Here is a 26,404-nt window from a genome sequence, read left to right on the forward strand (position 1 = left end):
GCTGCCCATTCAAACACCATCCTTCGACACTGCGTGATCTTTAACCCATGAAAAGCAACCCCTGAACCCCTTAAACCCGGACATCTCTATCTAGCCGGGAAGCGGACATCTGAATCTGGCCTCGACAGAGCTTGCAAAACCGTTTGGGTCACGGCCACTGTGCACGGCTTCGACGTTCCGGAAGACCGAACCACGAAGCCTTACCCGAATTTGATCGTCAACTGACGGACCCGTTGTCGCGTCCCCGAGTCGCTTAAGACTAGCGCTTGAGCAACCACGCTGGCATCGACGAGCCGCGCGGCACCAATACCGCCGCGTAATGGCCCGGCGTGCGCGTCATGCGCACCTGGTCAGTGACGCCTTGGTAACGGCCGACTGGTGTATCGGCCGTAAAGAGATCGGGCTTTGCGTTCTCATGCGCACTGCTCGAGCCGGCCATCTCGTGCGCGTAGGTCTTATCGAACAGGCCAAGCGAATACAGCCACAACGATGCGCGCGACAACGACACATGCACGCGATAGCTGCCGCCCTCTTCCGCACGTCGCATCAACGCAGCGAGCGCGCCCGTGGTCGCGAGCCACGCAACCATGTTGTCATTGACGACCATTACAGGCGGCAATTGAGGCGCCTCGGGGGAACCCTCCAGCGTCGTGATCCCTGTGACGGCGCCCGCAGTCTGGTCGAAGCCCGCGCGCGGTGCCCATGGCCCCATCTCGCCATGTAGGATCACTGTCACGTGGATGATGCCGGGACGCAGTTGCGCAGCTTCTTCGGCAGTAAGTCCGACCTTGTCCAGAAACCCATGGCGCCGGTTCGCATAGAAGATATCCGCACCGCGCAGCAGCTCCTTGATACGCGCGTTGCCTTCGCTCGAACCTACGTCGATGAGTGTGGAGCGCACGCCGACATTCGCGGTCCTGTACATCGTGTCCACTTCGAAATCATCCGGACGCCAGACGTTCAGCACATCCGCGCCGCGATACGCAAGCGCGCGCCCGATCGCGGCCCCCGCGATCACCCTTGCCATGCCGAGCACGCGCACGCCATCCAGCGGCGCGACAGGGTCGCGCGCGAATGGCTCGGGGTCCGAGTCACCGATCTTTTCGATCTGAACAAGCGGCATTGAAGACAAGTGGTCGACGTATTGCGTCTCTCGCATGAACTCTTCCGCACTGCGCACCATAGGCATCACGACGCCTGCTACCGAGCCTGCTTCCTCGAGTTCGCGTGCATCCCATTTGCGGAACGCCGCCGCGACTGCTGCGGGTTCGTCAGTGCTCTGCAAGAGCCGCAGCGCGGATGAGCTGAGCCGTGGATTAAGGTTGAACGGCATCATCCAGCGACCATCGCGAGTTTCGAAGAATGCGCGCACGAACGGATTGGTCGGATCGGCCGTATTGCGCGGCGCGTAACCATTCAGCAGTTCTCATTTGCGCTCCCAGAACGGACAAAGGCGACGTGGCGCTTTCCTGATGTCGAGATGGAGATCCTGCCCTTCGCCCGTGCGCATCGCCCATAACGCTGCGATTGCGACGGACTTCGTCATCAGCGCGAGGCCCGCTGCCGCGCCGAGACGGAACACGCTCGGTACGATGGGATCGGCACCTTCGAACGCGGATCGGCGTGCTGCGCGCGGCGGGCCATGGTCCGTCGTTTCTACGCATCCTTCGACGCGGCGGTCCCGCCGATATCCGTGCACTAGAAATCACCGACGAAGTCGGGCTGCTCGACAAACGCAACGAGCCCGCCGCCCTGATCTCGTATGCGGACCAGCGCGCGCTGGAAATTGCACTCGCGCTTGCGGGCAACCAGAAGGTATTGCTCTTCGACGAGCCGACCGCGGGCATGAACAAGCACGAAACCCACAACATCATCGAACTGCTGCAGCGGGCTGCGCGAGGCCGACAGCTCACGCACGATGGTCATCATCGAACATGACATGGATGTGGTGTTCGAGCTCGCCGACCGGATCTCCGTGCTGGTGTACGGCGAGATCATCGCGTGTGATACGCCCGCGCAAGTCCGCGCGAACCGCGCGGTGCAGGAAGCGTATCTGGGCACGCCGGCGGGCGCGGCTCAAGCCGCCGTGCAATCACAAAGGCATTGAAGCGATGAACACACAGTCAAACGCCGAATCGTGCACACGTTGTGGGCCGCTTTTCAACGCATCCGGAATCGTTGCCGGTTATGGGCAGAGCCAGGTGTTGCAAGGCGCGAGCATGCGCGTCGAAGCGGGCGAAACCGTCGGGCTGCTCGGGCGCAACGGCTCCGGCCGTTCGACGTTTCTCAAGGCCGTGATGAAGCTGTTGCCGTCGCGCGGTGCGATCAGCTTCAACGGCGTACCGCTCGAACGCGCGAGGACGCACGAGATCTCCCGCGCCGGAATCGGCTATGTGCCGGAAGACCGGGCGATCTTTCCCGACCTCACCGTGCGCGAAAACCTGTCGGTCGGTCTGCCGCAATCGGGCCGCATGAAAACGCCGTCGTCCGCACGTTTCAAGCCGTGGACCGAAGACGAATTCTTCGAGCTCTTCCCGAATCTCAAACGGCGCGCGAACGTCGCGGGCGGCGCGCTGTCCGGAGGCGAGCAGCAGATGCTGACGATCTGCCGCGCGCTGATGGGCCAGCCCGCGCTGCTGCTCGTCGACGAACTGACGGAAGGGTTGAGCCTCTCGATGGTCGATCACGTTGCTGAGCTACTGAAGGAAGTCGCGAGACGCGGCGTGGCCGTGCTGCTGGTCGAGCAGAAGCTGATCATCGCGCTCGGACTGTGCGACCGGATCAATGTGATGGGACACGGCCGGATCGTGTTCGACGGGACAGTCGACGAGTTCGACGACAACCCGGGCGTGCGGGCGGAATGGCTCGAAGTCTGAGTGGCCAGCGAGCCGTTCGCCGACAAACGCAACAGATATCAGTGAGTGATGTGCGGGCGGAATGGCTCGAAGTCTGAGTAGACAGCGAGCCGTTCGCCGAGAAACGCAACAGATATCAGTGAGTGAGGAGCACAAAATGATGAAGTACATGACGGCGGCCGTGCGGCACGTGCTGCGCGCCGGCCTCGCGATCACCGCCGGCGCGGCGTTGCTGGGCAGCGCACATGCGGCGGCGCCGATCAGGATCATGGTAATCGAGCCGATGTCGGGGCCGCAATCGTCGACGATGGAATTGTCGGCCAAGAACCTGCAGTTCATCGTCAAGCGCGACAACGCAGCGGGCGGCGTCCTCGGCTCGAAGATCGAGCTCGAGTTCTGCGACGACAAGTTCAGCCCGAAAGACGGCAAGAACTGCCTCGATCGCGCGATCGGCAACGACGTGCATTTCGTGATGCAAGGCGTCGGCGCGAACGTGACGATGACGCTGCTCGACGCGATCGAAAAGTACAACGCGCGCAATCCCGGCAAAGAGATCATCCTGATCAACTGGGCCGGCCTCGATGAAGCGATGACGGGCAAGTACTGCTCGTTCTGGCAGTTCCGCACCGACGGCCACATCGGCATGAAGATGAAGGCCGCCGTGCTGTCGCTCGACCCGAAGGTCAAGCGCGTGTATCTGATCAACATGGACTACTCGATGGGTCAGAGCGCCGACGCAGCGCTCCGGCGTCTGCTCAAGCAGTTCCGCCCCGATATCCAGATCGTCGGCAGCGAACTGCATCCGCCCAACAGAGTGCAGGATTTCACGCCGTACGTCGCCAAGATCAAGGCGGCGAATCCCGACGCAATCTTCAGGGCGAACATCGGCACTGACCTGAGCCGTCTGATTCGCGCGGGCAACGACATCGGCCTGAATGCGCCGTGGTACACGGTCTATGCATCGCAGCACGGCCAGGTGACCAGCATCGGCGAGAAAGGCGTCGGCAAGGTGTATCAGGCGTCCGATTCGATCATGAGCATGAACATCCCCGCTATCGACCAGTTGATGGATCAGTCGTGCGCGGGCGGCTATGGCGACTTCGAAGGCATGCGCATCTATCGCGGCTACCTGTTCCTGACCGACGCGATTCGCGACGCGAAGTCCACCGAGCCGCTCGCGGTTGCGAAAGCGATGGAAAAGACGACCGTGTCGATCGGCGACTACAAGGCGACGATGCGCTCCACCGACCATCAGGCGCAGTTGCCGTTGAACCTGTCGGTGCTGACCAGCGATGCAAAGTACAAGCAGGACGGCACGCCCTGGGGATTCAAGCTGATCAAGACCTTCCCCGCCGCGCAGGTGAGCGAGCCGGTGGACGGCTGCAACATGAAACGGCCGCCGGGCGCCTGAGCGCGGCAGCATACTTCGGCATCGGCGCTTATACGACGGCACACTGCCTTAACGCATTCGGCGAGGCCGTGTCCGTCGTGCTCGTGCCGTTGGTCGGCGGCATCGCAGGGCTCGTTCTCGGCGCGTGCGTGGCACTCTTCACCGTGCGCAGCGGCAAAGTGGTCTTTGCGATGATCTCGCTCGCCGTCGGCCAGCTCGCGTATTCAGCGGCGACCATCATGACCGGCTTCTCGGGCGGCGACGAAGGCATCCGCATCGATCCGACGCACGCAGCTGGATGGGGCATCGATTTCGGCTCGCCTGTGAACGTGTACCTGTTGATCGCCGTATGGGCATGTGCGCGGCGCTCGCAATGTACGCGTTGACGTTCATACCGCTCGGGCGGCTGATGAACGCGACGCGCGTCAATCCGGAGCGGATGGACTTCGTTGGCTTCAACCCCGTTGTGATTCGCGGGTTCGCGTTGACGCTGTCGGCGGGATTCGCGGGCATTGCGGGTTCACTCTACGCGTTGGGCTTTCAGGTCGTTACGCTCGACACACTGAGTCTCGCCCAGAGTACGGCAGGCATGCTTCACGCGTATGTCGGCGGCTACACGTCGTATTGTGGGCCGGTGGTGGGCGCGCTCCTGATCACGCTCGCCACGGCACACCTGTCTACGCTCCCCGATGCATGGCCGTTGTACCTCGGCGTGTTCTTCGTCACAGTGACGGTCTCATGGCGCTACGGGCTAACGGGCGGTCTCACAGACCTGTTGCGTATCGCGCCCAAAACATGGCGGCAAAAAGGACCGGCTTACGTCGCCCGATGCACCCTGCCCGTGTTGTTGGGCGCGCTCGCTACCTGCGCGGGATTCGTCCTGCTCATCGAAATGATCCAGTCGCTCAATGCGAACATGGGCGCGCCGGTGCGACTCGCGTTCTGGCCCGGCTCCATCGCCGCCGACCCGCGCAGCACCATACCGCGGATCGTTTCGATCGTGCTGCTCGCAACGGGGCTGGCCTTGCTCTACATGAAGCGGCACGCGACACGTACATAGAGCGAAGCCGTCATTGTTTCTCCGTGGACGGGCGCGTCGCACGCATTGCCCGTTCACGTCAAAGGATCGTGTCTGCCTGACACGGTCCTGAATCACTCGCAATCCATAGCCTGTCGTTTCGCTCGCTGGCCGAGCAAGGCTCTGCTGTTTCGCCTGCTCGCCGTACCAAAGTGCGATACCAAACCAATAACTACAGCAAGTAATGGAGACTTCAATGAAAAGGCTTTGCTTTGCGGCGCTTGCTTTGGCAGGAGGCGCTGTGTCCGCTGCCCATGCTCAGAGTTCGGTGACGCTCTACGGCATCGCCGACAGCGGCATTCTCTACAAGACACATGCTGCAGCAGGCGGAGGCTCGGCGTGGTCTGTCGCGAGCGGCATTGATTCGACGAGCCGCTGGGGTCTCACCGGACGCGAGGATCTCGGCGTGGACTGCAGGCACTGTTCGAACTCGAAAGCGCCTTTCGCATCAACACCGGCCAATCCATCAACGGCGGCCAGCCGGCGAGCGCGGGCAACGTATTATTCGATCGCGGCGCGACAGTCGGCATCGGCAGCAAGACCTTCGGCAACGTACTGCTGGGCAAGAATCGCTCGCCGTTGCTGCGTATCCTGAGTCGTCTCGACATCGAAGGTTATTCGAACTTCGGCTCGCTGAACACCTGCTCTATCAGAACCTTTCGGGTTATACCGGCTATCAGTACTCGTGGGTCGACAACTCGGCCGAATACATTAGCCCCGAAATCGCCGGTTTTCAGGGCATGGCGATGTATTCGTTTGGCGGTGCAGCGGGAGATTTTCAGAAGAAGAGCGCGATGTCGTTCGGGGCAAGCTACAAGATCGGCGACTTCATGGCTGCTGCGGCCTACTTCAACGGCCGCGACATCACGGGAGCAATCGATTCAACTACGGCACGCGCATACACGGCCGGAGCGAACTACGGCTTCGACGCATTCAAGTTCATGCTCGACTTCGCCAACTTCAAGAACCCGGCGCGCGGCACCAGCGACAACTTGTACACCGCTGAATTTTCGTATGCTCCAACGCCATTCTGGACCATCAGCGCAACTTACATCCGTCAGGACGACCGCGTCACGAATGATCGGAACGCGAGCCTGTACAAACTCGGCGCGAACTATTCGCTGTCGCGCGCGACATCGCTCTATTCTTTCGTTGGCTATGTGAAAAACAACCGGCTCGCGACACTCGGTTTGCAGAACTCGACGCCTGCCGGTGTTCCGGGCGGAAACCAGTTTGGCGTCGCTATCGGGGTTCGGCATCTGTTCTGAGTTCAGTCGGTTGCGGGTATGGCTCCACACCACCGTTGAACATCCTGGCGGAGATGAAAAGTGCGGCCCGGCTGCTATCTTGCGAGACGGGTCGCTGTACCATCGCCGGACGATCTCCCCGAAGTCCGGCAGGCACTTTTCCGCTGACCTCCCTTAGCCGATGTCCGCAGCGTCGGCAGGCCGCGGCTCTTCTCCTGAGCGCTCGATCCACCCGCCCCCAAGCGCACGATACAGATCGACAAGGCTCGTCAGACGCTGCATCCTCGCGGTGATCAACGACTGGCGCGAAGCGTACAGGTCATTTTGCGCGGTCAGCACCGACAGATAGCTGTCGACGCCGCGCCGGTACCGCAGCTCCGACAGCTCGAGCCGACGCTGTTCAGCCAGCGTGTCATGCTGCCGGGCCTCGATCTCCTGATCGTACGTGCCGCGCGCCGCAAGCCCGTCAGCCACTTCGCGGAACGCGGTCTGGATCGCCCTTTCGTATTGCGCGACCTGAATCTTCTTCTGCACGTTGGCCAGATCGAGGTTCGCGCGGTTTTCTCCACCCTGGAAAATCGGCACGGATATCTGTGGTCCAAAGGCCCATGCCGCGGAACCCGGCTTGAACAGCCCGCCCAGCGACGGACTGAGCGTGCCGAAATTGCCCGTCAGCGAAACCTTCGGGAAGAACGCTGCGCGCGCCGCGCCAATATTCGCATTCGCCGAGATGAGGTTCTCTTCGGCTTCCATGATGTCCGGCCGGCGACTCAGCAAATCAGAAGGCAGACCCGCCGGAATGTCCTTCAGCAAATCCTGTCCGCCGAGCGTCGCGCCCGGCGGCAGATCCGCAGGCAGCGGTTCGCCGATCAGGAACACCAGCGAGTTCTCGGCCTGAGCGCGCGCACGTTCCTGTGCCTGCAAGTTCGCCTGCGCCTCGTCGACCACCGTCTGCGCCTGGCGCAGATCGAGCTCAGAACCGGTGCCATTGTCGAACCGCAGCCTCGTGAGCCCGTACGAATCCTGCGCGGTCTTGAGTGTGTCGCGCGTGACCTGGAGCAGCTCATCGTAGGCGATCATCGTCAGATACTGGTCCGCCACTTCCGAAACCAGCGAGAGCTCGGCGGCCTTGCGAGCCTGCGATGTGGCCAGATATTGCGCGAGCGCCTGGTCCTTCAAGCTTCTGATCCGGCCAAAGAAGTCGATCTCCCAGGATGCGTTCAAGCCGACCGAATACACGTCTGAGACGGTGCGCGACGTAGGCGATAAATCTGCCGGCGTGCGCTGCTTGTTCTGCGAAGCCGCCGCATGGACCGTTGGAAACAATCCCGCGCGCGTGATCTGATACTGCGCACGTGCAGCCTCGATGTTGAGCACCGAGACGCGCAAATCGCGATTGTTCTTCAACGCAATCTCAATGAGTTGCTGCAGGCGCGGATCGACGAAGAAGTCGCGCCAGCCGATGTCCGGCGCCGCCTGTCCGTTCGCCGAGCGCTTGCCGCTCTCTGCTAGCGGCTGCGTCTGATAAACGCCACCGTTCGGGAACGACGCCGCCACCGGCGCATCGGGGCGATGGTAGTGCGGCTCCATCGTGCAGCCGGTGATCAGGATCGCAAGCGCGATTGGCATCAACGAAAGTTCTCGCATTCCACTGTCCTCAACCGGCCGTTTCATCGTGGACGCCAACCTCGACGCGCTCGCCGGAAGCATCGGGTTGGTGCGGCTCGTCGTGCGGGAACGCGTGAATCGAGTCATCTTTCTCACCGGAGAACATCGAACGGACTACGACGAAGAACATGGGGATCATGAAAACGGCGAGGAACGTCGCTGTCAGCATCCCGCCGATCACGCCCGTGCCGATTGCGTGCTGGCTTGCCGATCCCGCGCCGTTGCTGATGGCGAGCGGAAACACGCCAAGGATGAATGCCATCGACGTCATCAGGATCGGCCGCAGCCGCAAGCGGGACGCCTCGAGCGCCGCTGCCACGGGCCCCATGCCCCGGGTCTGCTGCAATTCCCGCGCGAACTCCACGATCAGGATCGCGTTCTTCGCGGACAGGCCCACAGTCGTCAACAAACCCACCTGAAAGAACGCGTCGTTTTCGAGTCCGCGCAACGTCGCGGCGAGGAGTGCGCCGATCACGCCGAGCGGCATGACCATGATCACCGAGAAGGGAATTGACCAGCTCTCATAGAGCGCCGCAAGACACAGAAACACGACGAGGATCGAGATGCCGTACAAAACGGGCGCCTGCGAGCCGGACTCGATTTCCTGGAGCGACAAACCGGTCCATTCGAAGCCGACGCCCAACGGAAGTTGCGCGGCGATCTTCTCCATCGCGCCCAGCGCCTGCCCGGTACTGCTGCCCGGCGCGGCCGCACCCTGGATTTCCACGGCCGACACACCGTTGTAGCGTTCGAGCTTGGGTGACCCGTATGTCCACTGGCCAGTCGCGAACGCGCTGAACGGCACCATCCCCCCCGAAGCATTACGCACGTACCAGACATTCAGGTCCTCCGGCGACATCCGGAACGGCGCATCGCCCTGCACATACACCTTCTTGATCCGGTTATCGGTATCGAGGAAGTTGTTCACGTATTGCGACGCCCATGCAATCGAGAACGTCTGGTCGATGGCGGCGGGGGTGACGCCGAGCGACAGGGCTTTCTCGCGATCGATGTCCACCTTGAACTGCGGCGTGTCGTTCAGACCGTTCGGGCGTACGCGCGCGAGCGCGGGATCCTTTGCAGCTATCTCCAGCAGCCTGTTGCGCGCCGCCATCAGCACATCGTGCCCCACACCGGCGCGGTCTTCGAGTTCGAAGTCGAAGCCGGACGCCGTCCCCAGTTCAGGTATCGACGGCGGGTTGACCGGGATGACCAGTGCCGTCTTGTACGGCGCGAACCGCGCGGCGAGTCGGGCGATCAACGCTTGTACCTTCTGATCAGCGCGTTGCCGCACTGAGTAGTCCTTCATCCGGATGAAGACGAGACCGGAGTTCTGGCCACGCCCGGCGAAACTGAAACCGTCTACCGTGAACGTGGCGTCGACAATGCTCTTCTCGTCGTTAAGCAGGTAGTCGGAAATATCTTTCAGCGTACGCGCCGTGGTTTCCTGGGTCGAACCCGCGGGCGTGCGGACCAGCACGAACATGGTTCCCTGGTCCTCGTCAGGCAGGAACGACTTCGGCAGCTTCACGAACAGCAGGCCCACTGCGGCGATCACCGCGACATAGATGATGAGCCAGCGGCCTGAGCGCCTGATCACGTGGTGCACGCCCGAATGGTACCTGTCGCGGCTCTTGTCGAAGGTGCGGTTGAACCAGCCGAAGAAGCCCTTCTTCTCTTCGTGATGATCTTGCGGAATCGGCTTGAGGATCGTCGCGCACAGCGCGGGCGTGAGAATGAGCGCGACCAGCACGGACAGCACCATCGCCGCCACGATGGTCAGCGAGAACTGCCGGTAGATCGCGCCGACCGAGCCGCCCGAGAACGCCACGGGCACGAACACGGCGGCCAGCACCAGCGCGACGCCGACCAGTGCGCCCGTGATCTGGCCCATCGCCTTGCGGGTCGCGTCGCGCGGCGACAAGCCTTCTTCCGACATCACCCGCTCGACGTTTTCGACCACCACAATCGCGTCGTCCACCAGCAGGCCGATTGCGAGCACGAGACCGAACATCGACAGCACGTTGATCGAGAAGCCCACCGCGCTCATGATCGCGAACGTACCGAGCAGCACCACGGGCACCGCGATCGTCGGAATCAGCGTGGCGCGCAGGTTCTGCAGGAACAGGTACATCACGAGGAACACGAGGACGATACCTTCGAGCAACGTCTTGATCACATCCTCGATGGACAACTTCACGAACGGCGTCGTGTCATACGGATACTTGACGACCAGACCATGCGGAAAGTACTTCGACAACTGGTCGATCTTGTCGCGCACGGCCTTCGCCGTCGCGAGCGCATTCGCGCCCGTCGCGAGGTAGATGCCGACGCCCGCGGCCGGTTGGCCGTTGTACTTCGTATCGATGTTGAAGTTCTCGCCGCCCAGTTCGACATGTCCCACATCCTTGATGCGGATCTGGGAGCCGTCCTGATTGACCTTCAGGAGGACGTTGCCGAACTGCTCGGGTGTGCGCAGCAACGTAGCCTCCGTGATGGTGGCTTGCAGCGCCTGGCCGGGCACGGACGGCGTGCCGCCGATCTGGCCGGAAGCCACTTGCACATTCTGCGTCTGCAAGGCCTGTTCGACGTCGACGGGGGTCAGCCCGAAGTCGTCGAGCTTGTGCGGGTCCAGCCACACGCGCATCGCAAACTGCGTGCCGCCCAGGAGCGTCACCGTGCCGACGCCGTTGATCCGGCTAATGGGATCCTGCACCTTCGAGGCCACGTAATTGGCAAGGTCGTACTTGCTCATGCTCCCGTCTTCGGACACGAAAGCCAGGATCAGCAAGAAGCTGCTGCTCGACTTGGTGACCTTCGTTCCGAGTTGCTGAACCGCCTGCGGCAAAAGCGGTGTCGCCAGTGACAGCTTGTTCTGCACCTGCACCTGCGCGGTATCGGGATTGGTGCCGGCCGCAAAGGTCAGCGTGATCGTCGCGTTCCCGAAGTCGTCCGACTGCGACGAAATGTAGAGCAGATGATCGAGACCGTTCATCTGTTGCTCGATCACCTGGGTGACGGTGTCTTCCACGGTCTTTGCGGACGCACCCGGGTAGGTCGTCGTCACCTGGATCGACGGCGGCGCGATTGTCGGATACTGCGCTACAGGCAGCTTGAAAACTGATGCCGCGCCTGCCAGCATCAGGATGATGGCGATGACCCAGGCGAAAATTGGGCGATCAATAAAGAAGTTGGCCATGACTCACCCGTTATCGCGCGGCAACCGCTTTCACGACTGCACCCGGTCGAACCTTCTCGGTGCCTTCGACGATGACGCGATCTCCGGGGTTCAAGCCGGCTTCAACGATCCAGTTCGCGCCGGAAGTCGACGATGTCACGACCTGACGCAAGACCACCTTGTTGTCCTGCCCGATGACCAGCGCCGTTGCACGGCCCTTCTGATCATGCGCGATGCCGATTTGCGGCACCACGTATGCGCCTTGCCTGACGCCCTCCTGAATTCGCGCGCGCACGAACATGCCCGGCAGCAGAATATGGTTCGGGTTCGGAAAAAGTGCGCGGATCGTCACCGACCCGGTGGTCTGATCGACGGTCACGTCCGAGAATTGCAGCTTGCCTTGCAATGGATAAACGCGGCCATCTTCGAGGACCAGCGAGACGGCAGCCGCGTTCGGTCCGGCCGCGTCAAGCTTCCCCTCCTCGAATTCGCGGCGCAATCTCAAGCCATCGAGGCTCGATTGCGTCACGTCCACGTACATCGGGTCCAACTGCTGGATCGTGGCCATCAGCGTCGCCTGGCTCGTCTGCACATACGCGCCAGGCGTGACTTGCGATATGCCTACCCGGCCCGAGATCGGCGATATCACGTCCGTGTAGTTGACATTGATCTGCGCGGTATCGACGGCCGCCTTCGCTGCGGCAATGTCGGCTTCCGCTTGTCCAGCCGCAGCCACGGCGTTGTCGTACTCCTGCTTGCTGATAGCGTTTGCAGCCGCCAGCGGTTTATCGCGCTGAGCGAGGGCATCGGCGGCCATCGCGTTTGCTCTCGCCTTCGCGAGCGAAGCCTTTGCGCTATTCAACGCGGCGATATAGGGCGCCGGGTCGATCTTGTAGAGGCGTTGCCCTTCCTTTACGTCGTCGCCTTCTGTAAATCCGCGGTGTTGGACGATGCCGTCGACGCGTGCCCGAACCTGTGCAACAAGAAACGCATTCGTGCGGCCCGGTAGTTCGGTTGTCGTCGTGACCGCCTGCGGTGCGACTGTAATCACGCCGACCTCAGGCGGCCCCGGTGGATGTACGGGCGGCTTTTGCCCACATGCGGCGAGAGCTAGCGTTCCCGCCACCGCGCCCACCATTCCCAACTTGATCCGTCTGACATCCATAACCAATCCATACAAGTAGCAAAAATTCGAGTGCGGGTAGCCGGCAAACGAGGTATTACGGTTTTCGAAACCAACCGTGCATATGCATACTTTCGTGCATGGTTAGTCAATCGACTCCGTTCGTCATCAGCAGAGGCGGACCTGAAGTGCGTGCAATGTGACCGGCGACAACGCAAAGGCGAGGCGGACTACGCCACTATCGCGCCGTCATCAGCCTTGAGTTGAACGCAGCGATAGCGAGGCTTCGGGGAGTGACCTGCGCAAAGGTGCAGGAGGAACGACTGTCTTCACGACGCCGGTTTTGACGTCGTAGACCAGCCTTAACACGAAGTGCATTAGTCATTGAAAAATCTTTACTCGTGAGCGGCTTTATACGCCTCGCCATATGGATGCATGCTGTGCATATGCACGTATTGGCGAAATTTAGTGCATCCACGCCATCCGATCAAGAGGAATTGCGGTACATAAATTGCACTTCACTGTTTCACAATTTCGCGGGGCGTCCTGACGCCGTTGCGCTGGAAATGGCCGCGCCCAGGCAGGCCAGCAGCCGGCTCGCCAGCGCGCTCCCGATGCCCGGTGCCAATGCAATGACCCGAATGGCAAGAACGAAGATCACAAGACAGGTGAGCAGCAATCGCTTGCCCTGCCATGGCGGCGATGAATGGCGACAGTAGCGCAAAGCTCAGCGTGTACCGATTACCAACTGCTAATCCGCTGGCAGCTCGTTCGCGATCGACGACAAGGCAGATGCACTTTCTTTACCCAACATCCTTTTCGCCGTCTGCTGAGCTGCACGCCAGGCCGGCATGGCAGTCACCAGCAATTCACGCCCAGCATCGGACAGCACGATGGGACGACTGCGTCCATGTGTAGGCTTCAACTCCTCAACCCAGCCCTGATCCAGTAGTAGCTGAAGATTGCGCGTTGAAGTCGATCGCTCCAGATGATTGGCGCGGCCCAATTCAGCGCGGCTGCCACCGTTCATTCTCGCGATCAGGACCAGCATGGAAAATTGCGAAGAATTGACGTCATACGAGCGAAGTGCCCGATCATAGATGCCGGTAACGACACGCGAAATGGATCGCGTTCGTGTGAGCAAACAATGCCGGGTTACCTCCTCGACCAGGTCAGGTTGGAATCCCTGCTTGTTCGGTGATTTGGTAGTCATATGCTGTACTAAAGTGTAGATGCCGCTGATGCATCATATGTCAATGTATGGCGCTGGCTGCGTCGACGGCGCACTCGCTCAGTCACTCTCAGGATTGCCCCCCGCGCTGAACGCGGCCCGGACTTCGTCCACCGTCTGTTCAGGCGCTTGCAGATGCGGATAATGGCCGAGTTTAGGGAGAATTGTAAGCTTCACACCGTTACGGTTCGCGTACTCAACGCCCATTTCCTTCTTGATGTAGATATCCTGCTCGCCCCACACTACCTTCACGGGGACCTTCAGCATTGCCATATTGGCTTCGAAGTAGTCCTGATCGCGGGTGAAGTAGGAGTAGTAGTGGTAGAAGGCGTCTGCCGCTGTGATATCACCGCCCCAACCTTTCGCGATATCGTCCCTGAACTCCTGGGGCAATGCGTAGCGTTCCTCCGCCGGCGTGCCGCGGAAGAATGTGTTTGCCAGGATTTCGTCACGGTTCTTGTTCATCGCGGCATGCACGGCGTCAGACGAAGGCTTGGACTTCAGGCCCTGCAGGCTTTCGTACATGTACTGTGGGCGGTTGAACGGGGCAAAGTCGCCAACGATGATCTCCCTGGCGATATTCGGTTGCTCCAATGCTGCCAACAGCGCCGGTAGCGCCCCGATATCGGTGGCGTAGATCACCAGCTTCGAACTGTCGATGCCCGACGTGCGGATATAGTCTTCCAGCACATGGGCGTAATCCTTCGGCGCATACGAGAAGCGATCGGCGCCTGGACGTGAGGACTGTCCGTAGCCCGGCCAGTCAAACGCATGCACCTCGTAGTCGCTGGACAGGGATTCGGCAATCGGCTTCCACGCATACATCGTCTCCGGGAAGCCGTGCAGGAACAGTACCGTGCCCTTAGGATGCGCGGGCCGATAGACCATATGACGCAGCTTGATGTCAGGATTGACCTGCACCTCGCCGACTTCAATCTTCGCCGCCGACGAGGATGACGCCGGCAGACTGGAGCATGCGGAAAGGCTCATGGCTACCGCGGAGAAGACTGTCGCCTTCGTTAAAAGTTTGAACATGATCGTGGTTCTCGTTTAGTGCTTGTGTGACGCATTCGGTGCATATGCACGATAAGAGGCCATGCAGTGTAGATACATCATATGCTCAAGAGAAATTGCGTTAAGTAAAGTGCACTTCAATGTTCCAGAATTCCGGACGTCTGCTGAGTATTCGACAGTAGGCTCCAGCGCCTTCTATTGGGGCGAGATCGGATTTACAAGCTTGCTCAACGGCTTCAGTGGGCCTATTGGGAGGAGCGAGAATGTCATCAGGTGCGCTTTCCCCAAGGGAAGTGCCTCAAGCATTTCATGTGCTAGAGCCACATCCGTAACGTTCAGGATGAACGCCACCCCGGCTCGATCTTGCAGCGAATACCACTGGTCAATCTTGCCTTCGAGGTAGAGCTGCGCCGTCTCGCGAACTTCGGTTGGAAGTATGTGTTGGACAAGTTGCATGTCCGTGCCCGGGGGAAAAGTGCCAATCGCCAATATCTTCGTGGTTGGCGTGGTTGGCATCGGAGTGGTGTGTGCCATGGAGACTCCAGCAGAAGCGACCATCACGGACGCCATTGTCAAATTAAGAAGAAGGCGTTTCATAGCGCGCAGCTTCAGGTCCCGTCAGATAACAATCGCGGAAGCGCTCATCGACGCGTTCCCACATCAGTTTCGAAAACAGCAGCGCTGCGTCAAGCGGACGATGATTGATGACCACGGAATCCGTCTCGCCGTGTTCGTTCAGATGCGCGACGACCACCGTCTCGATCGGCACGCCCTGAATCTGCGAGCGATAGGATTCCATGTACAAACCGTTGCCGATCTCGCCCTTGTAGCTGTGATGCTGGAACTCGTAGAGCGAGACTGCGTGTTTGATCACAGAGAGAATATCGGCTCGTCCCTCGATCGGACTCTTGAGGACGGTGGCTTCGAGCGTCGCGTTTTCAGCGAGGTTGGCCAGCCAGAGTGGCGGACCGCCAGCGGGTGCCATTACGGGGGCTGTGTCGTTGAATTTCATGCTGGGTGCTCCGTTACTGTTTGTTCGTGATGCCCGCGCTAGCGACATCGAGCGCTGCTTCGAGCGTGATGCGCGCCTTCTCGCGGCGGCGTCGCGCGAGGCGTTCAACGCCCGCGCCGCGCTCTGACTCGCCCGCGAGCAGCGCATGAATGTCCGGCAGCTTCCAGATCGCGCCGCGCGTCCCCCACGCGCCATCCGGTATCTCGGTCGGGAAGACCCACACGCGCGGCGCGACGTCATCGAACGGCCGGTTTTCCGCGCGCGCCACCGCTTCCGTCACGCTTCTGACGAGCGAGCGACGCGATTCGTCGGTGTATTGCCCTTCGGGTACAGACGGAATGATCCGGTAACGTATCGTGTTCGTGCGTTCACCGCCGATATAGATCGCAGCGGGTCGATGAAGATGGAATACGGTGACGCGTTGTGCGATCGGACTGGCGGGATCGTAGCCCTCCGCCTCGATGAGGATATCGGTCAGTTCCTTGACGAGGCGCGCTTCGGCCTCAGACGCCAAGGCGTCTTCGGGCCACAGTGCATCGATCATTGGCATGGTGCTGCTCCTGCTTTCGGTTCATCGGATGCGGCCATGATCGGGGTTTACTCGTGCGCCTGGAAGTGGCAGTATCGCCATTATTCATGGAATTTCAGACACGCAAATGGCCATCGTCCGCATCTGGGTCTATGACGGAATCCTCGCATCCGGCGTCGCGGGTCCTGTTGACGTCTTCAGCGCGGCCAATCAGTTCCATGCGCGCAAGGCTGCGCCAGGCTCGACCTCCGCGCCCGTGTTCGGGTGGCGGGTGGAATCGCTCGACGGGCGGCCCGTTACGGCCGCGTCAGGCCAGACCATTCACGTCGACGGCAAGATCGACCCGCGCAAACGGGCCGACGCCGTTCTGCTGACAGCACCGTTCTTCTCGAACATCGACGCGTTCATCGGGCGCCGCGAGCAGTTGAACGAACTGTCTTCCGCGCTGCGGCGCCAACGCAAAGCAGGCGCCGTGCTGGCGGCTTATTGCACGGCCAATTACCTGCTCGCCGAGGCCGGGCTGCTGGATGGCCGCGCCGCCACGACTCACTGGGCGAGAGCCGCGGACTTCGCGCGCCGCTATCCGCGTGTCGAAGTTCGCGCACAGGAACTGCTGATCGAGCAAGACGGCATCATCTCGGGCGGTTCCGTGACGTCGTATCTGAATCTCGCGGTGCGGCTCGTCGGAACATTCGCCGGCGAAGAACTCGCGGCGATGACCGCGAAGGCCCTGTTGATCGACATGAACCGGAATTCGCAGGCTTCCTATGCAACGCTTCTCGACGAACATGGGCACACCGACACGCTCGTCGCGCGCGCCCAGCAGCAGATGGAGGCAACGTTGCAGCAGGGATTCCGGTTGAGCGATCTGGCGGCATCGCTTGCTGTCAGCGAACGCACGCTCAATCGCCGGTTCAAGGAAGCCGTCGGGCTCGCACCGTTGACGTATCTGCAGAATCTGCGCATCGAGGTCGCGAAACGGTTGCTGGAAACGCGGCCAATTGGGCTTGAGGCGGTCAGTCAGCGTGTCGGTTACGGCGATATCAGCACATTCCGGCAATTGTTCAAGCGGAAGACCGGGTTGTCGCCGAGTGAATATCAAATGCGGTTTTCGCGCGCCGCGGCGACGGAGAGCGTAGAAGTCGAGCCAGGCAACAACAGCGGCTGAGGCTTCGCGACGTCACGTCACCGCCCTCGTCATTTCCCTTCCCTCTCGCCCCGCACCTTCCCTTTGTATCCCTAGGTATCTGCAAACAGATAGGGATACGCGCGTCACCAACTTTCGGACACGAGTGCGATACGCTCGTCCGCTCAAATACACCCATCGCGAGCAGAACGCCGTACCGCAAAAACTGGGCTTACCGAGGTAGTGCATATGCAACACGAGAACGAAATCGTTGAACTGGACCGCACAGCGGATGAATCGCTGAGCATCCAGATCGCGCGCAATTGTCTGCTGACACGTGCCCGACAGTTTGCGGCATGTGAAGAACCGATGATCTTCGCGAATGAAGTGCGCACGGCGTTGAGACCTTTGCGTGCGTAAAGTGCGAAGCGCTCCGATGCGCATGCGTCGGAGCGCTCGTCGATTGGTTCGGTCATTTTCGACGAACGCTGGCGCGTGTGTCTGATATTCCTCGAAAGATGGCGACATTGCCACTTCCGCCCGTTTCACCAAAGCCCGATGATCGGGCGAACTTCCATTGCCGGTTCCCTAATATGACGACAGACGCCTACTTCTCGACAAACCTGCTGCTTGCCTACGCAGCGTATTTCGTTGGCACCGCGAGCCCCGGGCCGAGCAACCTTGCAATCATCTCCATAGCGGCCAGTCACGGCAGGAAGGCGGCGCTGATGTTCGCACTCGGTGTCATCTCAGGATCGATGTTTTGGGCGACGGTGGCAACGCTAGGCGTGTCTGCTGCCCTGATCGCCTATTCTCAATTTATCATTGCAGTCAAGATTTTTGGCGGTCTGTATCTCTTGTGGCTAGCCTTTAAATCCGGACGCAATGCGCTTGCGGCTTCAACTGCGTCGGTAGTGGAGGTGGAACGAACACCGACCTTGACGAGCATCTACTCACGCGGCGTGATGCTCCATCTCACCAATCCCAAAGCCATCCTCGTGTGGGTTTCGATTGTTGCTCTATCGTCGAACGGCACAGGGCCTACCCATAGTGCTCTGGTTATGGGCTGTGCGGCCATCGGATGTCTCGTGTTCGGCAGTTATGCAGTACTGTTCTCGACGGATTCGGCTCGCAGGATGTACGTGCGGACCCGCCGCGCCCTGGAAGGATGCCTGGCCGTAGTATTCGGGATTGCCGGCATCCGCCTCCTGGCGTCACGTCTGTAGAGCGCTATCGGTCAGTCCATCCCGCGCTGCCCAGCCGATGCGAGCGCGCCATCAACCGCAGCCCGCTCGCGATTCCGCCTATGCCCGCGAAGATCGCGCCGCCAAGCAACGCGAGTATCGGCCCGTGCTGGCCGTCCAAACCAAAGCACAACGCGACCAGCGCGGCGCCCGTGGCCTGGCCGATCAGACGCGAGGTCGCGACGACACCGCTGGCGCCGCCGCTGCGCGCATGAGGCGCGCTTGCCATCAACGCCTTGATGTTCGGAGACTGAAACAGGCCGAAGCCGACGCCGCAAATGGCCATCCGCACCGCGATCGCGTACACGGAAGGATGAGCGGGCAACAATGAGAGCGACACAAGGCCCGCGCACAGACAGGCGAGCCCGGCCGCGCCCAGCGCGCCTGGCGGATAGCGGTCTGACAGGCGTCCGGCAACGGGCGCCACGAGCGCTACGACAACCGGCCAGGGTGTAATCAGGAACCCCGTCTCGATCTGACTGAGATGCAGCGCGTCCTCGAAATAGAACGGTAGCGACACGAACGCGAAGCCCTGCGCGGCGAAAGCGCAAACGGCCGTCACGGCCGACAGCGCGAACTCAGGCCGCTGGAAGAGATCGACGGGCAGCATCGGCGCGAGTCGCGTTGCCTCGCGCCGCATCAGACACACGCCGAAAACGAGTGCGATGACGAGCGCGCCGAGCACGCGAATCGTGGGCGCACGCTGCCCTCCTTCACCGAGCGCGACAATCAGCGATGCAAAAGTGATGACGTTCAGCACGGCCGCAACGGGATCAAATGGATGCGTGCCTCGGGGCGTCTGCGGCAGCGCTGGCAGCGCAAACGCGAGGGCAATGACTCCAAGCGGCACGTTGATCATGAAGAGCCATGACCACGACGCTGTCGAAAGGATCAGCGATGCGATCGTCGGCCCGACAGCAACCGACACGCCAACGACGAGCGCATTGACCCCGACGCCGCGTCCAAGCCGGTGTCGCGGATACAGCGCACCGACGAGCGCAATGCTGACGCTCGTGATCGCGCTGCCGCCCAGCCCTTGCAGAAGACGCGCGGCGGTGAGCAACGGCAGCGTCGGCGCCGCCGCGCAAGCCAGCGATGCGGCCGTGAACAGTGCCAGCCCGCCGATGTAGACGCGCCTGTGCCCGAAAACGTCGCCCAGCGCGGCGAAGGGCAGTATCGTCGCCACCATCGCGAGCTGGTAGCCGTTGACGATCCATACCGATTCGGCTGGCGTCGCGTGAAGACCGGTGGCTATCGCGGGCAGCGCTGTGTTCGCGATCGCGGTGTCGAGCGTCGCCAGCGCAACCGCCAGCATGACGGCCACCATCGCGAAGCGGTTCGCGGCCGGCATTGGCGCATCAATGCCGGTTGCGCACGCATTGGAAAGGTCGGACAAGATGCCTCCTCGAATCGAACGAAACATGATGTCGTCATTGTTCGACGCATCGCTCGGAAAGCGAGGCGAGCTTTGATTCCCGGGAGGAATACCGTCGCCGCGGTGATTGGATTTACGCTAGAGTGGGACTGGACAACGGCTGGCAGAGAACGAATGAGAATCGAAGACTTGCGCGTGTTCTCCATGCTCGCTCAAACGCGCAACCTGCATCGCGTTGCGCAGAAAACGGGGCTGACGCAATCCGCCGTGTCGAAGATCCTGCAACGGCTCGAAGCGGAATTCGACACGCGCCTCGTCGATCGCAAGGGCCGTGGCGTCGAACTGACGGCAGCAGGACGCGTGCTCCTGGAGCGTGCCGCCGATGTCGGTGCGTCGGTCGCGCAAACCTACGCTGACATGGCGGCGGCGAAGTCTGCGTCGGCGGACAAGATTCGCATCGGCGTCGTGCCGGCCCTGCTGGAATCCGCGCTACTGCCCATCCTCGCCCGTTATACAGCGCGCGAGAGCGCCGTCTCGTTCAGACTTTCCGTGCAGGTATCGGCGCTGCTGTTCGACGAACTGAAGGACGGGCAACTCGATCTCGCGCTTTGCTTCATGCCGGACACCATAGAAGACGAAGAACTCCAGTCCGATGAGATCGGCGGGCAGCGCTACCGGATCGTTGCACGGCAAGGCCATCCGCTGGCGCATGCACCCGCCGGTCCACGCCTGCTGCGAGGGGCGAAATGGTTGCTGCCGCTGCCGGGACATGGACTGCGCCAGATCGTCGATCGATACTTTCAGGACCACGATCTGGCGTCACCGCAGGCGGTTATCGAAACCGACGCGTCGATTTCGCTGCTGACAGCGTTACTGCGCAATAGCGATCTGATTACCATGCTGACGGAGCAGATGCTCCAGACCTATGCGGGCCGCGATCTCGCTGCCCTGCCCTACAAAACGGCACTATTCGAAAGCAGGATCCGGCTTTTCTACCGCAGGAAAACAACCATGTCGCCGGCCGTGCAGAGATTTCGCTCGACGTTGCATGAAGCACTGACTGGCCCTTGAACGCGATCCCTGGCGCTTCAATGGTCGGTGGCTGTCATGGGCAGCGAGCCCGTCTGCCCATAAAACTCCTGCAAGGCAAAAGCTTCGCGCTCCCGCTGCGCGCGAGCACCGCGATCCAGCATCGAGAAAGTCCAGATTCCCGCGAACGCGAGGGGCACTGAAACCAGCGCGGGATTGTCGAGGAACACGGGCGTATGCGCGTGATGCAGCACGTCGACCCAAACCGATTTCGACAACAGCGTCAGCAGCACGGCAGAGGTCAGCCCGAGCGCGCCGCCGATTACCGCGCCACGCGTCGTCATGCCCCGCCAGAAAATCGACGACACCAGCACCGGGAAGTTGGCGCTCGCCGCGATGGCCGCCACGAGGCCGACCAGAAACGCCACGTTGACGTGTTCGAAAAGGATGCCGAGTCCGATTGCGGCGACGCTCAATATCAGCGTGGCTACGCGCGAGATACGCATTTCATGTGCTTCGCTGGGTTTGCCCCGCGCGAGCCAGCACGCGTACAGATCGTGCGAAACCGTGGTGGCCCCGGAGAGCGTGAGGCCCGCCACCACGGCCAGGATCGTCGCGAACGTCACGGCGGCGATGAAGCCGTAAAACAGGTTGCCGCCCACAGCCTGCGCCAGCTTGACAGCGACCATGTTCGAGCCGCCGAGCAGATCGCGCGTGAGATTGAAATGCCCGTCCGCCGCCGTCTTGAAGAACTCAGGATGCTGCGCGAGCAACGCGATCGCGGAGAAGCCGATGATGAAGGTCAGCAGATAGAAGTAGCCGATGAACCCCGTCGCGATGAATACGGACTTGCGCGCCTCTTTCGCGCTGGGCACCGTGAAAAAGCGCATCAGGATATGCGGGAACCCCGCCGTGCCGAACATCAGCGCGATGCCGAGCGACAGTGCGTTGAGCGGGTCCTTCAGCAGCTTGCCGGGTGCCATGATACTGAGCGCGCCGGGATGAACATCGACAGCGCGCCGGAACATCTCATCGGGACTGAAGCCAAACTGCGCCAGCGCGGTGACGGCCATGAAAGTCGCGCCGCACAACAGCAGCACGGCCTTGATGATCTGCACCCACGTGGTTGCCGTCATGCCGCCGAAGAACACGTACACCACCATCAGCGCGCCAACGATCACTTCCGCCATCCAGTACTGCAAGCCGAATAGCAGCTGGATCAGCTTGCCGGCGCCGACCATCTGCACGACCAGATAAAAGACTACGACGACGAGCGACGTGCTCGCCGTCAACAGACGGATCGGTGCCTGCTCGAAGCGGTAGGCGACCACATCGACGAATGTATATTTGCCCAGGTTACGCAAGGGTTCGGCGAGCAGGAACATCACAAACGGCCAGCCGACCAGAAAGCCAATCGAATAGATCAGGCCGTCGAATCCGAACAGATACACCATGCCGGAAAGGCCCAGGAACGATGCCGCCGACATGTAATCGCCGGCGATTGCGAGTCCGTTCTGGAAACCGGAGATACCGCCACCCGCGCTATAGAAGTCGCGCGTCGTGCGCGTTTTGCGCGATGCCCAGCGTGTGATGCCGAGCGTTACGAGCACGAATAGCAGGAACATGCCGATCGCAACGGGATTCAGTTCGACGTGACTGGGCACCGGACCTTCGATGCCCGACGCACGAGCGAGCCCAGCCGTCGATGCGAGACACGCGCACAGCAGGGAGCGAACGAGCTTCATGCTTCACTCTCCTTCTGTGCGAGGAGCAATGCGCGCATCGCAGGATCGAGCGTGCGGTTCGCGTGAAGCACGTACCAGCCTGTCAGCCCGATCGCCACCGCAATGATGCCGACGCCCACGACGACGCCGAGCGTGGTCGTCGCGCCCGCATACAACGGTCGCGCCAGCAGATGTGGCGCCACTGCGACGAAGAGGATGAAGCCGTAGTACGCGGCGATCATCAGCGCGGTCAGCGTGAAGCTGAAACGGCGGCGTGACGCGATGAGCCGCCGGTATGCGGGGCTCGCCTGGATTGAATCGATGTGGGCTTGCTGCATGCGTTTGTCTCCTGTCGGCCGGAGTTGGAGCTTTAGCCCCTTACCTTGGCCCCATGCAAGTTGGTTGAGGCCTGTTGTCTGTCGCCGGAATGAAATGAGCCTCTTGTGCTCGATGCAACCGCTCTGCGGGCTTCTGTCGGCACCGCTTGCGTGCACAGCGTCAGTGGCTGGCCAGCCGTCCCATCGCCTGCCGCATGTCGTTCTCGAACCGGCGCACGATGTCGGCAAGCGGCTCGACCTTGTCGGTGAATGCGAGCGACTGTCCCGCGGAGAGCAGTCCCTTCGACCAGTCGCCCGTCACGTACGCGTTGCGGCCGATCTTGCCCGCGACCATCGGCATCAGGTCCTGAATCGTGAGGTCCGGGTTCTGTGCCTCGAGTGCCTTCACGGCGGCCGTCGTCTCGTTGCGCAGCGTCCGCACGGTATTGCGCACGGACTGCATGCACAGATCGGTATCGGTCGGTCCTGCTTCCACCAGACGGCGCTTGTAGTCGTCGTGCGCCCAGATCTCCTCGGCCACGGCGAAGCGCGTGCCGACCACCACGCCCGATGCGCCCATCGCGAGTGCCGCGGCAAGCTGCGAGCCGCGACCGATGCCACCGCCGATCAGATAGGGAATGTCGAGCTGGCTTTCGGCCCATGCGGCGTTCACGAACGAGCCCACCATGTCGAGTCCGGGATGACCGCCGCATTCGGCGCCGACGATCGCCACAGCATCGACGCCGACGGCAGCCGCCTTGACCGCGAATCGAACCGCGGGCACCTTGTGGAGTACCTTGACGCCGGCCTCTTTGAGCAGCGGCATGAATTCCTCGGGATTGCGCCCCGAGGTTTCGACGCATTTCACACCTTCATCGACGATCAGCTCGAACACTTCGCGCGTTCTCTCGCCCGGAACGAGCTTCGGCAACATCGACACGTTGACGCCGAATGGGCCGCCCTCGCACAGTTCGCGGCAGCGCCGGATCTCGGCGCGCAGCGCATCAGGTTCAGGGAAGCTCGCGGCCGTGATGAAGCCGATGATGCCGGCACGCGAGGCGGCGGCGACATAGTCGGCATCGGCGAGCCACATCAGGCCACCGGCGACGATAGGGAGCCGTGTGCCAAACAGCTCGGTCACGGCGTTGGAAAAAGCGGTCTGGCTCATTGAAAGTCCTTGCGCAATAACGCGCGATGCAGCGTCACACGACGCCTTCTACCTTCAGTTGCGAAAGCCGTTCGGCGGACAGCCCGAGCAGCGACTGGAGCACTTCGCTCGTGCCTTCGCCGAGTTGCGGCGGGGCGCTGCGCACCGGAAGGCGCGCGCCGTCGAAGCGATACGGCGGCGCGAGCACATGCGTGGTACCTGCTTCGGGATGCTCGAACGTCGTCAGCAACCCGCCTTGCGACGCGCGCGTCGAGGTGAGCGCCTGATGCAAGCCGAGCACTTCGCCGCCCGGAATCCCCGCCCGCGCCAGCCGTTCGAGAAGCAGCGCGCGCGGTCTGCCGGCAATCTCGCGCTTGAGTTCGGGCACGAGTGTTTCGCGGTGCGTCGCCCGCACGAGGTTCGTGCGATAGCGGTCGTCGTCGAACAGATCCGGCCGTTCGATCACCTCGCGACAAAAGCGCTCGTACTGGCCGTTGTTGCCGACCGCGATGACGAGCGGCCCGTCCTGCGCATCGAACACGCCGTACGGCACGATCGAAGGATGCGCGTTGCCATAGCGCGGCGGGTCTTCCCCCATCAGCATCGACTCCAGCCCGTAATACGAAGTGATCATCAGGCCGCAATCGAACAGCGCCAATTCGACATGACGCCCCTTGCCCATCTCCCGACGCTGGAACAGCGCGGCGAGCACCGCTTGCGCGGAATACATTCCAGTGAACAGATCGACGGCCGCCACGCCGAACTTGAGCGGCGGCTGATCGGCATTGCCATTGAGCGCCATCAGCCCCGCCTCGCCTTGCAGCACCACGTCGTAGCCGGGACGCGCCGCTTCCGGCCCGTGCCGGTCGTAGCCGGAGATCGAGCAGTAGATGAGGTCCTCGTGTCCTTCCTTGAGTTGCTCATAGCCGAGGCCAAGCTTTTCGGCGCCGCCGAACTTGAAGTTCTGGATCACGACGTCGCTCTGGCGCGCCAGGTCCCGTGCGATCTGCTGCCCTTCTGCCGTTTGCAGATCGAGACACACTGAGCGCTTGTTGCGGTTCACGCTATTGAAATAGGCCGTTTCGGTAGTGCCGACGCGTATGCCCCAATCGCGCGTGTCGTCGCCGCGCTTCGGATGCTCGACCTTGACGACTTCTGCGCCAAGATCGCCGAGCACCATCGCGCACCACGGCCCCGCCAGCACGCGGGATAGATCGAGAATGCGAACACCGGCAAGCGGCAGGGAGGAATCGAGGTTCGACATGAAAGATCCGGAATGACAAAGAGTGACGAAGGCGCCGCGTCTAGTGAGAACCGACTTCGGACGCGCGGCGCAATGCTGAAAAATCAGCGGCGCGTTTGTCGAAGAAGGCGTTGATGCCTTCGGCGGATTCGTCGTCACCGAGCGACTCCGTCATGTATTGGGCTTCGAGTTCGAGCTGCGCTTCGACCGTGTTTCCGCCTGCCTGGCGGCACAGACTTTTGATCCGTCCGATTGCGCGCTCGGGTCCCGCCGCCAGCGATTGCGCCAGCGCAACAGCTTCCGGCAGCGCACTGCCCGGCTCCGCAAGACGGTTCGCGGCGCCGAGCGCGTGCATGCGTTCGCCCGTGACAGGCCGCCCCGTCAGACACAGCTCCGTCATCAGCTGACGGGAGAGGACACCGGACAGGAAAGCCGTCGCGCCGCCGTCGGGCGACAAGCCGACCTTGACGTATGTCACAGAGAACGACGCATTGCGCGCGGTCACCAGCATGTCGCACGCGAGCGCGATCGAAAGCCCCGCGCCTGCTGCCGCGCCCTCGACTGCTGCGATCACCGGCTTGCTGCAGTCACGCAGCGCGCGAATCATGTCGTGCAGACTTTCGATGCCCGCGCGCCGCTCGGGCGGCGTCACCGCGCGCCGTTGTGCGAGCCGTTTCAGGTCGCCGCCCGCGCAGAACGCGCCGCCTACGCCTGTCAGCACGATCGCGCCGACTTCCCGATCGTTTTGCGCCGCTTCGATGGCAGCCGGAAGCGCCTTGTACACCTCGGCCGTGAGCGCATTGCGCGCAGACGGATTGTTGAAGGACAGCACCTGCACCGCGCCTTCGCGGCGCGCAAGGATAGGTTCGTTCAT

The 26,404-nt window shown here is 61.7% G+C and carries 26 protein-coding genes and 1 pseudogene; 11 read left to right on the forward strand and 16 right to left on the reverse strand.

All coding sequences use genetic code 11. The annotated features are described in order from the left end of the window. Positions 1 to 259: 259 nt before the first annotated feature. Positions 260 to 1,336: a CoA transferase gene (locus AB4Y32_RS36515; protein ID WP_368725940.1), complete on the reverse strand. Its 1,077-nt coding sequence runs from the start codon at positions 1,334 to 1,336 to the stop codon at positions 260 to 262. Between the two features lie 90 nt (positions 1,337 to 1,426). Continuing rightward, positions 1,427 to 1,582 (reverse strand): hypothetical protein, encoded by a 156-nt coding sequence (locus AB4Y32_RS36520; protein WP_368725941.1) that lies wholly within the window; start codon positions 1,580 to 1,582, stop codon positions 1,427 to 1,429. A gap of 41 nt (positions 1,583 to 1,623) precedes the next feature. On the opposite strand from AB4Y32_RS36520, the gene AB4Y32_RS36525 reads away from it, so the two are divergent. The 8 genes from AB4Y32_RS36525 (at position 1,624) to AB4Y32_RS36560 (ending at position 6,591) form a co-directional block, all read left to right on the forward strand. After that, a complete protein-coding gene (locus AB4Y32_RS36525) occupies positions 1,624 to 1,938 on the forward strand; it encodes an ATP-binding cassette domain-containing protein (RefSeq protein ID WP_368725942.1) in 315 nt (104 codons plus the stop codon). A 1-nt stretch (position 1,939) separates the two neighbouring features. Further along, complete coding sequence (locus AB4Y32_RS36530) at positions 1,940 to 2,107, forward strand: hypothetical protein (protein WP_368725943.1); 168 nt, start codon at positions 1,940 to 1,942, stop codon at positions 2,105 to 2,107. Positions 2,108 to 2,111: 4 nt separating this feature from the next. Further along, positions 2,112 to 2,876 carry an ABC transporter ATP-binding protein gene (locus AB4Y32_RS36535; RefSeq protein WP_368725944.1) on the forward strand — a complete coding sequence of 255 codons (765 nt, stop codon included), beginning with the start codon at positions 2,112 to 2,114 and terminating at the stop codon, positions 2,874 to 2,876. Positions 2,877 to 3,012: 136 nt separating this feature from the next. Next, entirely contained in the window at positions 3,013 to 4,266 is a 1,254-nt protein-coding gene (locus AB4Y32_RS36540) for a branched-chain amino acid ABC transporter substrate-binding protein (RefSeq protein WP_368725945.1), read from the forward strand. 68 nt (positions 4,267 to 4,334) lie between these two features. Then, complete coding sequence (locus tag AB4Y32_RS36545; protein ID WP_368725946.1) at positions 4,335 to 4,631, forward strand: hypothetical protein; 297 nt, start codon at positions 4,335 to 4,337, stop codon at positions 4,629 to 4,631. Then, positions 4,619 to 5,305 carry an ABC transporter permease subunit gene (locus AB4Y32_RS36550; protein WP_368725947.1) on the forward strand — a complete coding sequence of 229 codons (687 nt, stop codon included), beginning with the start codon at positions 4,619 to 4,621 and terminating at the stop codon, positions 5,303 to 5,305. Before AB4Y32_RS36545 ends, AB4Y32_RS36550 begins: the two co-directional genes overlap by 13 nt. Positions 5,306 to 5,519: 214 nt before the next feature. Beyond that, positions 5,520 to 5,918, forward strand: coding sequence for a porin (locus AB4Y32_RS36555; RefSeq protein ID WP_368725948.1), 399 nt, complete (start codon positions 5,520 to 5,522; stop codon positions 5,916 to 5,918). Positions 5,919 to 5,964: 46 nt separating this feature from the next. Continuing rightward, the gene (locus AB4Y32_RS36560) at positions 5,965 to 6,591 is read left to right on the forward strand and encodes a porin (protein ID WP_368725983.1); all 627 of its coding nucleotides are present in this window, start codon (positions 5,965 to 5,967) and stop codon (positions 6,589 to 6,591) included. 153 nt (positions 6,592 to 6,744) lie between these two features. Here AB4Y32_RS36560 and AB4Y32_RS36565 read toward each other — a convergent pair whose 3' ends face one another. The 8 genes and pseudogenes from AB4Y32_RS36565 to AB4Y32_RS36600 form a co-directional block, all read right to left on the reverse strand. Then, positions 6,745 to 8,217, reverse strand: coding sequence for an efflux transporter outer membrane subunit (locus AB4Y32_RS36565; RefSeq protein ID WP_368725949.1), 1,473 nt, complete (start codon positions 8,215 to 8,217; stop codon positions 6,745 to 6,747). A 10-nt stretch (positions 8,218 to 8,227) separates the two neighbouring features. Then, entirely contained in the window at positions 8,228 to 11,437 is a 3,210-nt protein-coding gene (locus AB4Y32_RS36570; RefSeq protein ID WP_368725950.1) for an efflux RND transporter permease subunit, read from the reverse strand. Between the two features lie 13 nt (positions 11,438 to 11,450). Beyond that, positions 11,451 to 12,581: pseudogene (locus tag AB4Y32_RS36575) on the reverse strand (efflux RND transporter periplasmic adaptor subunit); the annotation flags it as partial. A gap of 709 nt (positions 12,582 to 13,290) precedes the next feature. Next, positions 13,291 to 13,752, reverse strand: coding sequence for a MarR family winged helix-turn-helix transcriptional regulator (locus AB4Y32_RS36580; RefSeq protein ID WP_368725952.1), 462 nt, complete (start codon positions 13,750 to 13,752; stop codon positions 13,291 to 13,293). Positions 13,753 to 13,830: 78 nt separating this feature from the next. Continuing rightward, positions 13,831 to 14,805, reverse strand: a complete 975-nt coding sequence (locus AB4Y32_RS36585) for an alpha/beta fold hydrolase (RefSeq protein ID WP_368725953.1) — start codon at positions 14,803 to 14,805, stop codon at positions 13,831 to 13,833. 174 nt (positions 14,806 to 14,979) lie between these two features. After that, positions 14,980 to 15,318, reverse strand: coding sequence for a hypothetical protein (locus AB4Y32_RS36590; RefSeq protein WP_368725954.1), 339 nt, complete (start codon positions 15,316 to 15,318; stop codon positions 14,980 to 14,982). Positions 15,319 to 15,361: 43 nt separating this feature from the next. Next, positions 15,362 to 15,796 (reverse strand): hypothetical protein, encoded by a 435-nt coding sequence (locus AB4Y32_RS36595; protein ID WP_368725955.1) that lies wholly within the window; start codon positions 15,794 to 15,796, stop codon positions 15,362 to 15,364. Between the two features lie 13 nt (positions 15,797 to 15,809). Next, on the reverse strand, positions 15,810 to 16,346 hold the full coding sequence (locus tag AB4Y32_RS36600) for a 4-oxalocrotonate tautomerase family protein (protein ID WP_368725956.1): 537 nt from the start codon (positions 16,344 to 16,346) through the stop codon (positions 15,810 to 15,812). 106 nt (positions 16,347 to 16,452) lie between these two features. Here AB4Y32_RS36600 and AB4Y32_RS36605 point away from each other — a divergent pair, with 106 nt between their 5' ends. Together AB4Y32_RS36605 and AB4Y32_RS36610 are read left to right on the forward strand one after the other, a co-directional pair. Next, entirely contained in the window at positions 16,453 to 17,493 is a 1,041-nt protein-coding gene (locus AB4Y32_RS36605; RefSeq protein WP_368725957.1) for a GlxA family transcriptional regulator, read from the forward strand. A gap of 551 nt (positions 17,494 to 18,044) precedes the next feature. Then, positions 18,045 to 18,677, forward strand: a complete 633-nt coding sequence (locus tag AB4Y32_RS36610) for a LysE family translocator (RefSeq protein ID WP_368725958.1) — start codon at positions 18,045 to 18,047, stop codon at positions 18,675 to 18,677. A 4-nt stretch (positions 18,678 to 18,681) separates the two neighbouring features. Here AB4Y32_RS36610 and AB4Y32_RS36615 read toward each other — a convergent pair whose 3' ends face one another. Then, on the reverse strand, positions 18,682 to 20,046 hold the full coding sequence (locus AB4Y32_RS36615) for an MFS transporter (protein ID WP_439899886.1): 1,365 nt from the start codon (positions 20,044 to 20,046) through the stop codon (positions 18,682 to 18,684). Positions 20,047 to 20,244: 198 nt separating this feature from the next. On the opposite strand from AB4Y32_RS36615, the gene AB4Y32_RS36620 reads away from it, so the two are divergent. Continuing rightward, positions 20,245 to 21,141, forward strand: a complete 897-nt coding sequence (locus tag AB4Y32_RS36620; protein WP_368725960.1) for a LysR family transcriptional regulator — start codon at positions 20,245 to 20,247, stop codon at positions 21,139 to 21,141. 17 nt (positions 21,142 to 21,158) lie between these two features. On the opposite strand, the gene AB4Y32_RS36625 is transcribed toward AB4Y32_RS36620, so the two are convergent. The 5 genes from AB4Y32_RS36625 to AB4Y32_RS36645 form a co-directional block, all read right to left on the reverse strand. Continuing rightward, positions 21,159 to 22,844, reverse strand: coding sequence for a cation acetate symporter (locus AB4Y32_RS36625; protein WP_368725961.1), 1,686 nt, complete (start codon positions 22,842 to 22,844; stop codon positions 21,159 to 21,161). Then, positions 22,841 to 23,161, reverse strand: coding sequence for a DUF485 domain-containing protein (locus tag AB4Y32_RS36630; RefSeq protein WP_368725962.1), 321 nt, complete (start codon positions 23,159 to 23,161; stop codon positions 22,841 to 22,843). Before AB4Y32_RS36630 ends, AB4Y32_RS36625 begins: the two co-directional genes overlap by 4 nt. A 160-nt stretch (positions 23,162 to 23,321) precedes the next feature. Then, complete coding sequence (locus tag AB4Y32_RS36635; protein ID WP_368725963.1) at positions 23,322 to 24,308, reverse strand: NAD(P)H-dependent flavin oxidoreductase; 987 nt, start codon at positions 24,306 to 24,308, stop codon at positions 23,322 to 23,324. Between the two features lie 34 nt (positions 24,309 to 24,342). After that, complete coding sequence (locus tag AB4Y32_RS36640) at positions 24,343 to 25,551, reverse strand: CaiB/BaiF CoA transferase family protein (RefSeq protein ID WP_368725964.1); 1,209 nt, start codon at positions 25,549 to 25,551, stop codon at positions 24,343 to 24,345. A 40-nt stretch (positions 25,552 to 25,591) separates the two neighbouring features. Next, complete coding sequence (locus AB4Y32_RS36645) at positions 25,592 to 26,404, reverse strand: oxepin-CoA hydrolase, alternative type (RefSeq protein ID WP_368725965.1); 813 nt, start codon at positions 26,402 to 26,404, stop codon at positions 25,592 to 25,594.

Origin of the sequence: Paraburkholderia phymatum, assembly GCF_040965635.1 — a bacterium.
In the GTDB taxonomy this organism is placed as follows: domain Bacteria; phylum Pseudomonadota; class Gammaproteobacteria; order Burkholderiales; family Burkholderiaceae; genus Paraburkholderia; species Paraburkholderia phymatum_B.